13 protein-coding genes are annotated in these 13984 nt (G+C 72.5%); 6 read left to right on the forward strand and 7 right to left on the reverse strand.

The window, feature by feature from the left end; genetic code table 11:
• Positions 1-17: 17 nt before the first annotated feature.
• The 3 genes from ACZ4QV_RS28380 to ACZ4QV_RS28390 all read right to left on the reverse strand — a co-directional run bounded on the left by ACZ4QV_RS28380 (position 18) and on the right by ACZ4QV_RS28390 (position 3440).
• The gene (locus ACZ4QV_RS28380; protein WP_361142402.1) at positions 18-926 is read right to left on the reverse strand and encodes a DUF7916 family protein; all 909 of its coding nucleotides are present in this window, start codon (positions 924-926) and stop codon (positions 18-20) included.
• 310 nt (positions 927-1236) lie between these two features.
• On the reverse strand, positions 1237-2496 hold the full coding sequence (locus ACZ4QV_RS28385) for a glycoside hydrolase family protein (protein WP_361588452.1): 1260 nt from the start codon (positions 2494-2496) through the stop codon (positions 1237-1239).
• Positions 2496-3440 (reverse strand): 5-dehydro-4-deoxyglucarate dehydratase, encoded by a 945-nt coding sequence (locus ACZ4QV_RS28390; protein WP_361142404.1) that lies wholly within the window; start codon positions 3438-3440, stop codon positions 2496-2498. The genes ACZ4QV_RS28385 and ACZ4QV_RS28390 overlap by 1 nt, the downstream gene beginning before the upstream one ends.
• 316 nt (positions 3441-3756) lie before the next feature.
• Here ACZ4QV_RS28390 and ACZ4QV_RS28395 point away from each other — a divergent pair, with 316 nt between their 5' ends.
• The 3 genes from ACZ4QV_RS28395 to ACZ4QV_RS28405 all read left to right on the forward strand — a co-directional run bounded on the left by ACZ4QV_RS28395 (position 3757) and on the right by ACZ4QV_RS28405 (position 6326).
• Entirely contained in the window at positions 3757-4566 is an 810-nt protein-coding gene (locus ACZ4QV_RS28395; RefSeq protein ID WP_361588402.1) for an NAD-dependent epimerase/dehydratase family protein, read from the forward strand.
• A gap of 168 nt (positions 4567-4734) precedes the next feature.
• Complete coding sequence (locus tag ACZ4QV_RS28400) at positions 4735-5007, forward strand: GlsB/YeaQ/YmgE family stress response membrane protein (protein ID WP_030021300.1); 273 nt, start codon at positions 4735-4737, stop codon at positions 5005-5007.
• A gap of 83 nt (positions 5008-5090) precedes the next feature.
• Positions 5091-6326: a TerD family protein gene (locus ACZ4QV_RS28405; RefSeq protein WP_361588454.1), complete on the forward strand. Its 1236-nt coding sequence runs from the start codon at positions 5091-5093 to the stop codon at positions 6324-6326.
• A gap of 165 nt (positions 6327-6491) precedes the next feature.
• Here the strand turns inward: ACZ4QV_RS28405 and ACZ4QV_RS28410 are convergent, their stop codons facing one another.
• On the reverse strand, positions 6492-6899 hold the full coding sequence (locus ACZ4QV_RS28410) for a hypothetical protein (RefSeq protein ID WP_361588404.1): 408 nt from the start codon (positions 6897-6899) through the stop codon (positions 6492-6494).
• Positions 6900-7039: 140 nt separating this feature from the next.
• On the opposite strand from ACZ4QV_RS28410, the gene ACZ4QV_RS28415 reads away from it, so the two are divergent.
• Together ACZ4QV_RS28415 and ACZ4QV_RS28420 are read left to right on the forward strand one after the other, a co-directional pair.
• Complete coding sequence (locus ACZ4QV_RS28415) at positions 7040-8386, forward strand: hypothetical protein (protein ID WP_361588406.1); 1347 nt, start codon at positions 7040-7042, stop codon at positions 8384-8386.
• Positions 8383-8940 (forward strand): flavoprotein, encoded by a 558-nt coding sequence (locus ACZ4QV_RS28420; RefSeq protein ID WP_361588408.1) that lies wholly within the window; start codon positions 8383-8385, stop codon positions 8938-8940. The genes ACZ4QV_RS28415 and ACZ4QV_RS28420 overlap by 4 nt, the downstream gene beginning before the upstream one ends.
• 31 nt (positions 8941-8971) lie before the next feature.
• On the opposite strand, the gene ACZ4QV_RS28425 is transcribed toward ACZ4QV_RS28420, so the two are convergent.
• From ACZ4QV_RS28425 to ACZ4QV_RS28435, 3 genes are all read right to left on the reverse strand, one after another.
• The gene (locus ACZ4QV_RS28425; RefSeq protein ID WP_361588410.1) at positions 8972-9610 is read right to left on the reverse strand and encodes an HAD family hydrolase; all 639 of its coding nucleotides are present in this window, start codon (positions 9608-9610) and stop codon (positions 8972-8974) included.
• Positions 9611-9640: 30 nt separating this feature from the next.
• Entirely contained in the window at positions 9641-10750 is a 1110-nt protein-coding gene (locus ACZ4QV_RS28430) for an LLM class flavin-dependent oxidoreductase (protein ID WP_361588412.1), read from the reverse strand.
• Positions 10751-10835: 85 nt separating this feature from the next.
• Positions 10836-12299: an alkaline phosphatase PhoX gene (locus ACZ4QV_RS28435; protein ID WP_361142425.1), complete on the reverse strand. Its 1464-nt coding sequence runs from the start codon at positions 12297-12299 to the stop codon at positions 10836-10838.
• A gap of 505 nt (positions 12300-12804) precedes the next feature.
• Here ACZ4QV_RS28435 and ACZ4QV_RS28440 point away from each other — a divergent pair.
• Positions 12805-13962 (forward strand): chymotrypsin family serine protease, encoded by a 1158-nt coding sequence (locus ACZ4QV_RS28440; RefSeq protein WP_361142427.1) that lies wholly within the window; start codon positions 12805-12807, stop codon positions 13960-13962.
• Positions 13963-13984 lie beyond the last annotated feature (22 nt).

Genomic DNA, 13984 nt, shown 5'->3' on the forward strand with positions numbered 1-13984 from the left:
CTTCCTTCTTCCCGGCCTCAGCCGGGGATGCGGTTGCCGCGCCCGTTGAGCGCCATCCGGTTCCAGGTGTGCCGCCGTCCGCGGACCGCGACAGAGTAGGCGTAGAGCAGTTCCGGATCGCACATGCCCGGCAGGAACGCGTCCCCGAAGTGGTGCGCGTCCACCCCGATCTCCTTGGCGGTCAGCGCCAGTTGGGGCACGATGTCGGCGTGCGCGCCCTCCTGGCTCGTACCGATCGCCCCCATCACCACCGCGCCCGCGTCCTGCACGGCGGCGACCGCCTCGGCGGCCCGCTCCTTGGTGAGGCCGGGCAGGGTGCCGGGCAGCGGCAGGACGACGCCATCGGCGCCCGCGTCCACCAGCGCGGTCAGCCGTCCGGCGGTCACCCGCTCGGGGTGCCCCGCGTGGTGCATCTTGCCGGACCACAGCGCCACGTCGTCGCCGAGCCCCCGGCGCAGTTCGTCGGTGACCCTGGCCAGGCCGTCGAAACTGCCGCCGGTGCCGGGGTTGGCGGTCAGACAGAGCAGGGCGGCGCCCATGTCGACCAGCCGGCGGGCCTGCTCGGGCCCGGCCCTGCGGATCTCCGGCACGTCGCCCGGTTCGAGGTTGACGCCGATCGGACGGCCCACGTACGAGGCGAGGTCGGCGAAACTGGTGAAGGTGCCCAGTCCGGGCAGCCGCAGATACTCCCCGTCCCAGGCCCGCTCGATGAGGTTGAGGACGACGATGTCCGCGCCGAAGGCGGAGACCAGCTCGATGTTGTGCACGCCCGCGCGGCCGTCGGGGTGCGGGGAGAGCGCCGCGCGCTCGGCGAAGACCTCGGCGATCATCGTGCGGCCCTCGGCGGCGGCGACCGCCTCGGTCAGCTCCCGGCCCCGCAGCGAAGCCAGTTCCTCCCGGTCGAGGTCGAGGATGCGCTGTGTCATGACGTTCCTTCCAGGTCTGCTCGTGGTCGTGTCCGCCGTCGTGCGCGCGGTGCACTCGCGGGTGTGAGCGGCGGCGAACACGCTGACGTCTCCGGCGCGCGGCCCTGGCCGTACGGCGAGGAGCACGGCCGCGAAACGGAACGCGTTGTAGTAGATCACCGTGCGGTACGGACGGAGCGGAACGGGCGGGGCGGTCTTGACAGGGCGGCACGGGGCTCTTCGCCCCCTGCCGACGGCGGACGACGGACGGCGGGCACCGCCTCCGCACGGCCGCCGCCCGCAGGCGTTCCCGTACGGCCGCCAGCGTTTCCTACCGCTTCCGTACAGCCGCCAGTCCACGCCGCACGGCCGCCAGATCCCCGTCGCCCGCCAGACCCGCGTGATAGAGCCGCAGCTCGTCGGCGCCGAGGGCCGCGGCGTGCGCGGCGTCGGCGGCGAGGGCGCCGGGGCGGCCGCCCATGGCGGTGACGACGGTGAGGTTGGCGGCGACGACGGGGGTGGCGGGCGTGTCCGGGGACGTGGCCGCATGGGTCCGTGCCTCCGCGAACGGCACCAGCGCGTCCGTACGGGCCGCGTCGTCACCCGTGCACGGCACCACCACCCCGTCGGCGTGCGCGAGGACGTCCACCGGGTCGACGCCCGCGTTCGCGCCGCAGCGGTGCCCGGCCGGGTCGGCGTGCAGCAGCACGCGGAATCCGTCGTCCGCGGCGGCCCGTACGGCCGCGACGGCCTCCCGCTGGAGCGTGCGCGCGGCATCCTCGCGCCACCTCCGTACGAGCCCCGCCAGCTCACCGCCGAGCAGTTCCCCGACCTCGCGCCACTCCCCCGCCCGCCCCTCACCCACCTCGCCGCAGGCCCCCTCTCCGTCTCCGCCGCCCTCCGCGCCCGCCCACACCGGCTGCAACGCCCGTACGACCGCGTTCCGCACCTCCCGCGCCGGCACGCCCAGCGCCGTGTACCCCGCCTCGCAGACCTCGCAGAAGCACAGGGACATCAGGTACTGGGCAGCGCCGGAGAGCGGCACGCCGCCGGTCTTGTCGTGGGCGTGCGGGTGGGTCAGCCCGTACCAGCCGCAGGACTCCAGCTCGGTGCCGCGCGCGCCGGGCCGTACCGCCGCCTCCGCTGCCAGGTCCCGCAGGTAGGCACGTACCTCGGGCCGGGCGATGCAGGGCGCCCACGGATAGCGGTCGCCGTAGGCATTGCGTACGGCGATGGCGGGGTGCTCGGTGCCCAGGCGCGTGTTGTGGGCCAGTACGACCCAGCTGTGCACCTCCAGGCCCACGTCCGCCAGCGCCCTTGCCGCCTCCCCGAAGGGGTCCCGGCCTGCCACCCAGTCCTGTCCGTACGGGCGCAGGGCGCGGCCCGCCCAGCGTTCGGTGTCCGGCGGGTACAGGACGGCCGCGTGCCGGGCGGTCACGACGCGGTGGCGGGGGTGGCGCGGGGTCAGCGCCCGGGTGGAGTGATAGGCGGCGGCCAGCGTGGCCTGCTGGACGCCGAGGTCCGCGACGCGGCGGGCGGCGCCCGGATCGCCGGCCACGTCCCACGGATACAGGAACGCGGCGGCGCGCATCACCGGCCGCCCGTAGCGCCGACCAGCGCCAAGCCCTGTTCGATCAGCGCGGCCAGTGCCTCGACATGTTCCGGCGCCGGTTCGCCGAGCGGCGGCCGGACCGGCCCGACGTCCGTCCCGCGCAGCCGTACCCCTGCCTTGACCAGCGAGACCGCGTATCCCCGCCCCTGGTTGCGCAGCTCGACCAGCGGCCGGTAGAAGCCGTCGATCAGCCGGCCGGCCGTCGTGTCGTCGCCGTCTTCGAGGGCGCGGTGGAAGGCGGTGGCGATCTCCGGGGCGAAGGCGAAGACGGCCGACGAGTACCGGCGGACGCCGAGCCCGCGGTAGGCGAGGCCGGTCAGCTCGGCGGTCGGCAGCCCGTTGAAGTACAGAAACTGCTCCTCCGCCGCCTCGGTACGCACGGCACTGATGGTCCGCTGCAGCAGGTCCAGGTCGCCGAGGCCGTCCTTGAGGCCGATGATGCCGGGGGTGCGCGCGAAGGCGGCGACGGTGTCCGGAGTGAAGACGGCGTTGTCGCGCTGGTAGACGATGACGGGCAGCGCGGTGGCGGCGGCGAGGTCGGTGTAGTGCCGCAGCAGGCCCGCCTGGTCGGCGACGACGAGGTACGGCGGCATGGCCAGCAGCCCGTCGGCGCCGGCCGCTTCGGCGAGCCGGGCGTAGCGCGCGGCGAGCGCGGTGCCGTACCCGGCGCCGGCCAGCACCGGGACCCGCCCGGCCGCCTCCTGGACGGCGGCGGCCACACAGTCCCGGAACTCCTCCGGGGTCAGCGCGTGGAACTCGCCCGTACCGCAGCAGGCGAAGACGGCGGCCGCGCCCGCGTCGACACCGGCGCGTACATGGGCACGGAAGGCGGGCAGGTTCAGAGCGCCGTCGGGGCCGTACGCGGTCACGGGGAAGAACAGCAGTCCGTCGAGGCGGTCGGCGAGCGGCGGGGCTGAGGTCACGGGCTCTCCCTGACATGCTCGTACAGGAGGCGCGTACGGGCGCGGTGACGCCACCACCTCTGCACATGCACGTCCCTGACTGGTGTCCACATTCATGAACGCGTTCACGCTAGGGCAGCGCTCCAGGACCGGTCAAGGCCCCGAATCGGCCGCGTCGCCCCCCGAAATCCCTCCCCCGCCACCGCACTTGCCCGTCCCGCCGAGCACCTTGCCCCGGTCCGGCGCGCCTTCCTATGGTGACTGCGATCGTCCACTTACCTGAACGCTGTCCGCGGATGAAGCCGTACGTACGCCCGAGCCCGCCCGGAGGAGCCCCATGCCCGCACCCCGCACCGTCCTGCTCACCGGCGCCGCCGGCGGCCTCGGCACCCTGATGCGCGAGCTGCTGCCCCCGTACGGCTACCGGCTCCGACTCCTCGACCGGCGGACCATCGACGACGCGCCGGACGCCGTCACCGCCGACCTGGCCGACAAGGAAGCCCTCCGCGCGGCCGTACGCGGCGTGGACGCGATCGTCCACCTCGCCGGGATCTCCCTCGAAGCCCCCTTCGAGAAGATCCTGCGCGCCAACATCGAAGGCACCTACCATCTCTACGAGGCGGCGCGCGAGGAAGGCGTCCGCCGCGTCGTCTTCGCCTCCTCCAACCACGCCGTCGGCTTCACCCCGCGCCCCGCCGACGGCTCCGGCGCGATCCCGGTGGACACCCCGCGCCGCCCCGACACGTACTACGGCCTCTCCAAGGGCTTCGGGGAGGACCTCGCCTCCCTCTACTGGGACCTGCACGGCATCGAGACGGTCTCCGTCCGCATCGGCTCCTGCTTCCCGCGGCCCACCACCGTCCGCATGCTGTCGATCTGGCTGAGCCCGCCCGACTGCGCCCGCCTGCTGCACGCCGCGCTCACCGCCGAGGGCGTCGGCCACACCGTGGTCTACGGCTCCTCCGCCAACACCCGCCTCTGGTGGGACCTGACCACGGCCCGCTCGCTCGGCTACGCGCCGCAGGACGACTCCGAACCGTACGCGGCCGAACTCCTCGCCGCGCACGGCGCCCTCGACCCCGCCGACCCCGAACACACCCACCTGGGCGGCTCCTTCTGCGTGAACCCGCCCCTCTGGCCGTACTGAGAGCCTCTGGCTGCACCGAAAGCCTCTGGCCGTACCGAGGGCCCGTCGCCTCACGGAGACACCCGCGCCACGGCCCGACAGCCGCCGACGCAACCCGCCCCGCCCTCCCGGCGTCCTTGTCTACGTATCAATCAGTTGCGCAACCGCGCAGGAAACGAGGAACGCACCATGGGTATCGTCAGCTGGCTCGTACTGGGACTGATCGCAGGCGTCATCGCCAAGGTCCTGCTGCCCGGACGGGACCCGGGCGGACTCGTCGGCACCACCCTCATCGGCATCGTCGGCTCCTTCATAGGCGGCTGGCTCTCCACGAAGTTCCTGGACAAGCCGATCCCGAAGGACTTCTTCGAGCCGTCGATGTGGATCGCCGCCATCGCCGGTTCCCTGGTGCTCCTCATCGCCTACCGCCTGCTGTTCGGCAACAGCCGCGAACGCCGCTGACCCCGGACGGGGCACCGGCCCTGTCCGGCCCTCGGTAATGGAACCGCAAAGGAAGGCCACTCGTTATCCCCGGCATGACCGCTATGACTCCTGGCTCGAACCTCCCGCTCACCGCCTCGCGGGTGGCGGTGGACGTCACCGCGCCCGTGCGGCTCGATGTGTCGGGCCTGCTGCTCACCGCCGACGGCAAGGTGCGTTCCGACGACGACTTCGTGTTCTACAACCAGCCGGCCGGCCCGGGCGTGACCCACACGTCCGGCGCGGGCGGCGCGGGCGACACGATCACGGTGGACACCGCGGCGGTGCCCGCCGGCATCGAGAAGATCGTCGTGACCGCCAGCTTGGACGCGCCCGGCGCCACCTTCGCCGGCACCGAACCGACCGGCACGGTCCGCAACGCCGCCGACGGCAGCGTCATCGCCTCCTTCACCCCGCCCCAGCTCGGCGCGGAGACCGCCCTCGTCGTCGTCGAGATCTACCGGCGCAACGGCGCCTGGAAGGTCCGCGCCGTCGGCCAGGGCTACGCGAACGGCCTGGCCGGCATCGCCACGGACTTCGGCGTCTCCGTCGAGGAACCGGCCACGCCGGCGGCCCCGCAGGCTCCTCCGGCCGCGCCTCCCGCCGCCCCCACGCCCCCTCCTGCCGCCCAGTGGGGCCCGCCCACCGGCGCCCCGGCCCCCATGGCCCCGCCCCCCGCGGCAGCCGCCCCCGCTCCCCCCGCCGCTCCCGCGCCCGGCGCCGGCAAGATCAACCTCGACAAGGGCCGCGTCAATCTCCAGAAGAACCAGACCGTCTCCCTGGTCAAGGGCGGCCAGCCGCTGCTGTCCTCCGTCCGCATGGGCCTCGGCTGGGAGCCCGCCTACCGCGGCAAGGACATCGACCTGGACGCGTCCGTGATCGCCTACGGCCCGGACCGCAAGAAGGTCGACAACTGCTTCTTCGGCAAGCTCCAGATCCTCAACGGCGCCATCCAGCACTCCGGCGACAACCTCACCGGCGAGGGCGCGGGCGACGACGAGGCCATCACCGTCCACCTCGGCGGCATCCCCCCGCAGGTCACCGGCCTGGTCTTCACGGTCAACTCCTTCTCCGGCCAGAAGTTCTCCGACGTCGCCAAGGCCTACTGCCGCCTGCTCGACGCCCAGACCGGCGAAGAACTGGTCCGCTTCGACCTGACCCACTCCGAACCGCGCACCGGCGTCATGATGGCCAAACTCATCCGCCAGTTCTCCGGCGAATGGGAAATGACCGCCCTGGGCGAATTCGTCGACTCCCGCACGGTCCGCGGCATGGTCAAGCCGGGGGGCGCGGCGCTCTGACCGCGTCAGGGGCGGCACCCTTCACCCGGTTGCCGCCCCTGCGCCGTCGCGCCCGCTTCTCCTCGCACCCCGCACACCTCCCGATATCGGCGCCGCCCCCGTTGGCGGTGTGCACCGTCCCAATCACGATCACGTCCCGTACGGCGCCGCAGTCCGCACACCCGATCACCGCCCGGCCCCCACCGCGATGACCGCCGCCCGCAGCGCCACCGGACTCGTGACCAACGCACCAACCTCCGGCCGCATCCGCCACCCCAGCAGCTCGCTGCACATCTCCAGCCCCGGCACAAACAGGGCCGCCCCCATGCTCGCGTCCTCCCACGGGGGCAGCCGAACGCCACCGGCCGTCCCGGCGGGCACCATCCAGCACATCCCGGCCGGACGCCGGTGATCCTCGATGACGGCCCCGGACCGGCCACCCAGCCGGCTCAGGACCCGCTCCCCGGCCGGCCGTCCCAGCCACACCACATCCACCCCGAGCGCGGCCACGTCACGCACCACACGCAGCCCCGCTCCACGGGGAATCCAGTCGGGCAGGGAGACGGGTGCGCTGCTCTTCGCGGAAATCGTCATGCGGCCAAGAACACCGGGTCCAGCGCTCTCGGACGAGGCAGCGCAGGAGGCAACCCTTGAGGACATCGGCCAGGACATTCGCATCCTGGCCAGTTCTCCGCACCCTTACGCTGGGCCGAGACGCAGCACGGAGGTTCGCCATGCCAGGCCCCCCGGGGAATCCGCTTCTTGTCAGCGCCCGTATCCGTGCGGGCCTGCACACTCAGGACGATTTCGTCATCGCCTTCCAGGACAAGGCGTTCGAGCTGGGCATCGACGCGACGGTGACGGTGCGCCAAGTACGGCGCTGGGAATCCCCGGCCCCGGGATGGCCCCACCCCACGGCCCGGACCGTGCTCACAGCTCTCTTCGGACGCCCGCCCGAAGCCCTCGGTTTCCGGCGCCGCGTCCGGCCGCTGCCTCCGGAAGCGCATGGCGCGTCCGCTCCGTCCCGGGACGAAGGCGCCATGCGGCGTCGGACCTTCGTGTCCCACTCTCTTGCCGTGGTCGGCTCGGCAACGATCCCCACCGGTCCCGGCGATGTGCTGCCCGTCCCCGGCTCCGATCCGCTGGACGGCATCCGCGACGTTCTCACCGGCACGGTGTGCGAGCAGGAACCGGGCACCGCCGAGTCGCTGCGCCGGGACCTCACGGAAGCCAAGCGACTCGTTCAGGCATGTGGCTACGCGCGGCTCGCACAGCAGTTGCCCGCTCTCCTGATCCGGTTCGAGCACCCCGGGACCGCGCTGCTCGAACAGCGAATCAGGGACCCGCTTGCGGTCCACGCCTACCACGTGGCAGCAACCCTGCTCCTCAAGTACGACGACGCGGCATCGGCCTGGATCGCCGCCGAAAAGGCGGCAGCAGCGGCCCGGCGGACCGAGGACCCGTCAGCGATCGGCTCGGCCTACCGGATTCTGACCCATGCCATCGCCACCGTCGGCCATCGTCGGCAGGCGGTGCGCGTGGCGATAACAGGTGTCGACCGTCTCGGTGGGCAGGTGAACAGGTCAGCGCCCGACAGCGTCGCGGTCTTCGGCGCGCTGCTGTTGCGCGGGGCGTGGGCCGCCGCGCTGGGCGAGGACCGGGACGCGGCAGCGGAGTTGCTCGACGAAGCCGAACGTACCGCCGCGTTGCTGCAAGAAGCGACAAATCGCCAGTGGACCGCGTTCGGAGCCGGCAACGTGGCACTGCACCGTCTGTCGATCGCGCTCGCACTCGGCGACGCAGGCCACGCCCTGCAAGCGGCGCGGACCGTCGTCCCCGCGCAGCTCGTGGTGGCCGAGAGGCGAGCGACGTACTGGTCGGACGTAGCACGCGCGCTGCACGCCTGCGGCCGTACGGAAGCAGCGGTCCGTGCGCTGCTGGCTGCGGAGAAGGCCTCGCCGGAGGAGGTACGGTCCCGTACCGTGACGCGGGAACTGATCGGGGAACTGCTGCAACGTGACTGCGCCGGGCGCGTGCCCCTGCTTCGTGCGCTGGCCCACCGGGCGCAGGTGCCGGCATGACCACACCGCGAGTGCTCTACCTCATCGCCTGTGCAGCCGGACCCGCCACACGCCTCGTCCGCCTGGTCGAGGCCGCCGTGGCCGACGGGTGGGAGGTGTGCGTGATCGCCACGCCCGCGGCCGAAGCAGGTGAGTTCCTCGACGTTCCCGCCGTCGAGTCCGCCTCCGGCCGCCCCGTACGGAGTGACTGGCGCCGGGCGGGCGAGGCGAAGCGCAATCCGCCGCCCGATGCGGTGATCGTCGCACCCATGACGATGAACTCCGTGAACAAATGGGCCGCGGGCATCGCCGACACGTACGCCCTCGGCCTGCTCACCGAAGCGGTCGGACTCGGGCTGCCGGTGGTCGCGCTGCCGTTCTGGTCCACGGCGCTGGACGCGCACCCGGCCACCCGGCGCTCGGTGCGGACACTGCGGGACATGGGGGTTCATGTGCTGTACGGCCCCGGCGCGTGGGAGCCCCACTCTCCCGGGACCGGTGGTGAGCAGGTGGACAGCTATCCGTGGCGCCTGACGTTGGACATGGTCGAGGAGTTGGCCGGAAGCCGGCCGTAAGGCGTTTCACGCCTGGGCCGCTGCGGCCGGCTCACGGTGCGAGGAGCGCCGGCAGCTCGGCCAGACTGTCGATGCGCCAGTCGGCCCGTTCCGTTTCCTGGCTGTCGGCCCACAGATATCCGTGCACGCCACGCCGTACGTGTACGGTCCGCAGCCCTGCGGCAAGCGCGGGCGCGATGTCGTTGGCCGGGTTGTCGCCGACGTACACGATGCGCTCCGGGGTGGCCCCGGCGAACGCGACGACCCTCCGGAAGAAGTCCGGATGCGGCTTGGCCACTCCCCAGTCTCCCGATGTCGTGACGGCGTCGGCGGGCAGCCCCAGGTCACGCATCAGTTCACCGGCGCGGACCGTCCGGTTTCCCGCGATCAGGACCCGGATTCCGGCCGCGCGCAGCGCACGGAGCGCCGGACGTGCGTCCGGGTACAGTTCCGATTCGTCCAGGCGCTGGCCCCGTCCGGCCGCTCCACGTGCACGGTACTCGGCTCCGACGTCGACGCCTGGCCTCAGCAGGCGGATGGCGTCCGCGCTGTCCCTTCCCTGGGCGACCACGGCCCCGACGAGCCCGGACAGCATGTGACGGGGCACGTTCAGCCGATCCGCCCGGTCACCCCAGTACCGCTCGTCACTGACGAGAGTCCCCCCGATGTCGAACACGACCGCTTCGAACATGTGTCCTCCCCTGGATGACGCGGCGCCTTCTCACACCTCTGCCCGATCCGGCCGCCCCGCTCCCTCCAGCCCCACCACCCGCCCCAGCCGCTCATACGACTCCACCAACCCCGCCCGGTCGTACGTACTGGTCGTCACCAGGAATTCGTCGGCGGCGGTCTCGGTGAGGAGGGTGTCGAGTTGGGCGGCGACTTCGGGCTCCGTGCCGTGGATGTGGCCGGTCAGGGCGGATTCGTACAGGTCGCGTTGTCTTGGCGGCATGGACGGTTCGCGGGCGGCGATCGACTCGGCCGGTTCCAGGGGTGGGAAGACGCCATGGGTGCGGGAGTAGGCCATCGACCAGGCTTCGGGGAGGAGGAGGTCGCGGGCCTGTTCGCGGGTTTCGGCCACGGCGACCGTGCCGGAGACGATGACGTACGGGCGGGGCCAGAGCGGGGAGGGCTCGAAGGCGGCGCGGTAGCGTTCGACGGCTTCGCGCATCGCGTCGCGGCCGCGCAGGTCGCCGATGACCAGGGCCAGTCCGGCGCGGGCGGCGATGTCCGCGCCCGCGCCGGTGGCCAGGACGAAGGCGGGGACGTGCAGACCCTCCGCCGGGCGGGCGTGCACCTGGGGGTGAGGGCGCGGGCCGTCGGTGAAGTAGGCGGTCAGTTCGGCGAGTTGGGAGGCGAAGGAGTCGGCGGCGTCCTTGTCGGAGCCGAGGGCGCGGCGGATGCCGTCGGTGAAGCCGACGGACCGGCCGAGGCCCATGTCGATGCGGCCGGGGAAGAGGGACGCGAGGACGCCGAACTGTTCGGCGACGACCAGCGGGCGGTGGTTGGGGAGCATGACGCCGCCCGTCCCGACCCGGATACGGGAGGTCGCGGAGGCCACCGCGGCGGCGAGCACGGTCGGCGCGGACCCGGCGACGCCCGGCACGCTGTGGTGTTCGGAGACCCAGAAGCGGTGGTAGCCGAGCGCTTCGGCGTGCTGCGCGAGGGCCACCGTGTCGCGGAGCGCCTCGGCCTCCGGGTGGCCGAGGCGGGTGCGGGAGCGGTCGAGGAGGGAGAAGGGGGTGGTCCGGAGGCGGCCGGCGGGCGCGTCCGCGGTCCCGGCCGCCTCCTTCTCGGGTGCCTGGGTCGTCGTGCTCGTCCGCGTGCTCACCCTCGGTACAACGTGCGCGTTCCGGCCGGGATTCCTGGAGGGGCACGCCAGGTACGCCGCCTCAGGAACCCCGGCCGTGCAGCGGTCACCGCTGCCGCCGCCACGGCCCCGTGATCGCCAGCATGATCCCCGGTTCCTGGATGTTGGCGAAGAGGGTGCGGCCGTCCGGGGAGAAGACCGGGCCGGTGAATTCGCTGTACTCGGGGTCGTCGGCGGTGCCGATGTTGAGGTCGTTGCGGGCGATCGGGTACGTACGGCCGTCGTCCGTGGCGCCGAAGAGGTGCTGGACGCCCTCGCCGTCCTCGGCGATGATCAGGCCGCCGTACGGGGAGACGGTGATGTTGTCGGGACCGTCGAAGGCGCCGTCCCGGCCGGGGTCGGGGTTGACGCCGAGCCGTACCTTCAGGGTCAGGGTGCGGCGGCGCGGGTCGTAGAACCAGACCTGGCCGTCGTGGCGGACCGGGCTCTCCGCGCGGGCGTACGAGGAGACGACGTACGCGCCGCCGTCGGCCCACCACATGCCTTCCAGCTTGCGGGCGCGGGTGATCATCCCGTCGGTGAACTGCTTGCGTACGGGGGTGTGGCGGGCGTCGCGGTCGGGGACCTCGATCCAGTCGACGCCGTAGACCGTGCCGGTCCTCGTGGCGCGGGAGAGGTCGTCGACGAACCGGCCGCCGGAGTCGTAGCAGCGCGGCGCGGCCAGGACCCCCGCGTCGTCGGCGAGTGTGCGGAGCCGCCCGCGGCCGTGCTGGAAGCCGTGCGGCGGGGTCCAGCGGTAGAAGAGGCCGTTGGGGCGGTCGGCGTCCTCGGTGAGGTAGAGGTGTCCTCGGTCCGGGTCGACGACGACGGCTTCGTGGGCGTAGCGGCCCAAGGCCTTGAGGGGGCGGGGTTCGCGGGCGGCGCGGAGGTCGTGCGGGTCGACTTCGAAGACGTAGCCGTGGTCCTTGGTCATGCCGTTCCGGCCGGCCTTGTCCTCGGTCTCCTCGCAGGTCAGCCAAGTTCCCCAGGGGGTGCGTCCGCCGGCGCAGTTGGTGGAGGTGCCGGCGATGCCGACCCGTTCGGAGACGTGCGTACCGTCCCGGGAGATCTCCACGACGGTGCAGCCGCCGGCCGCCGCCGGGTCGTAGACCAGGCCCTCGGCGAGCGGTACGGGGTGCGGCCACTGCGCACGCGGCCCCTTCAGCTCGTGGTTGTTGACGAGCAGGGTGGTGCCGCGCGGGCCCCGGAAGGCGGCGGTGCCGTCGTGGTGGGAGGGGGTGGGCTCGCCGGTCTCCAGGGTGGTGACACCGGTCCGGGTGATGATCCGGTACGAGAATCCGGCGGGCAGCGCCAGGATGCCCGCCGGGTCGGGGACCAGCGGCCCGTACCCCGGTGTGCGCCCGTGCGCGCCGGCGGCCGGGGCGGGCCCGTCCGCCTCCGTGAGCCCCTGTTCCGGGACCTGCTGCCCGATGGCGCCGGGCGCCGTGGCCAGGACGCCCACGCTGCCGGTCAGTGCGACGCCCGCGCCTGCGGCGGAGCGCTTGGCGAAGTCCCTGCGGGTGAGCGGCATGGTCATCTCCTGGACGGCCGGTTCGGTGTGCTCGGTCCCTGCGCCGCACACCCTCGCGCGCCCCGGCGAACACCGGTTGAACCCGACACGACGCCGCGATGTCCGGAAGCGTTCCTCCACAGCCCGGAAAACCATGGCAAACAAGGTCATCAACGGCATCTGCGCAGCAAGCGCAAGATTTATCGCGTACCTCCTTGACCGCCGACCGGCCCGGCAATAGACAGTCCCTACCTGCATCACCCGTAGGGAGAGCGGAGAATCCGCGGCTGCACGGAGCTGCCCGGGGAGCAGTCCGTGCCGGGTTCCCGCCCTCCCCTGAGAGCCCGCCGCCGTGCACGGCCCGGGCTCGTGAAGCGAACGCGGTCCCGCCCCGCAGCCGTAGCCACCCGTCCGCAGGAGCACTCCCGCCCGTAGGAGGGCTCCCGCCCGTACGGCCCGTCCGTACGGCACCGGGCGCACGGCTGAGAGCCGCGCGGGACGCCCACCGGGGAAGAGGTGGTCTGGTGTGAACCAGCCCGAGATGATGCGTGGACCCACCGGAGGTCAGGTCAGCGACACCTCCCGCCAACAGGCACTTTCCGACTTCATGCACCCGCAGAACCCGACCGCGAACGTCGTCGGCTTCGGGCACGGGGTGAAGTGGACCAACGGCGAGCCCACGGGCGAGGAAGCCGTCCTGGTCTTCGTCACGCAGAAGGTCCCGGAGTCGATGCTCCCCGAACGGGACGTGATCCCCCGGGAGATGGACGACGGCACCCCGACCGACGTCCTGGCCGTCGGCCACATCTCCGCGCAGGCCCAGCAGCGCGTACCGAGCGGTCAGGGCCGGTCGATGGCGCAGGAGCAGGGCCTCGGCAGCAACGGCGGCCGGATGGGCGCGCTCACCCAGCCGCTGCTCGAAGAGCTGAGCCAGCTCGGCAGCGCCTTGGAGCCGCAGCTCCTCAAGCGCCGGATGCGCCCCTGCCCGGCCGGCTTCTCCGTCGGCAACGTGCAGGTCACCGCGGGCACGCTGGGCAGCGTGGTGTACGACTTCCTGCCCGGCGCCCAGACCAACCCGCCGGCGCCCGGTCTCGGCGTACCCGGCAAGTTCTACATCCTCAGCAACAACCACGTGCTGGCGGACTCCAACCGGGCGCCGCTGGGCAGCTCGGTGCTCCAGCCGGGCAAGTTCGACGGAGGTACGGACCCGGCGGACCGGATCGGCACGCTGGACCGTTTCATCTCGATCCAGTTCGCCCCGCAGATCCCGCTGACGCAGCACAACAACGTGGTGGACGCGGCCCTCGCGAAGATCGAGTTCGAGGACGCCACCCGGCAGCAGTACTTCAGCGGCGCGCCGCGCGCGTGGCGCCGCAAGTCGTCGGTCGCGGTGGGCGACCTGGTCAAGAAGACCGGCCGGACCACCAACATCAGCTTCGGACGGATCGTCTCCACCGACGCCACGGTCGACGTCAACTACGGCACGGCCGGCACGGCGCGCTTCAAGGACCAGATCATGACCACGAACATCTCGGCGGGCGGCGACTCCGGTTCGCTGGTCACCTCGCTCGACAACGTCGCGGTCGGACTGCTCTTCGCGGGCTCGTCGACGGTCACCGTCGTCAACCACATCGAGACCGTCCGCACGCTGCTGCGCGTCGAGATCGCCGAGCAGCTGGCCTGACCCATCGAGCCCGAGGGAGAGC

Source organism: Streptomyces sp. NPDC026394 (assembly GCF_055567735.1).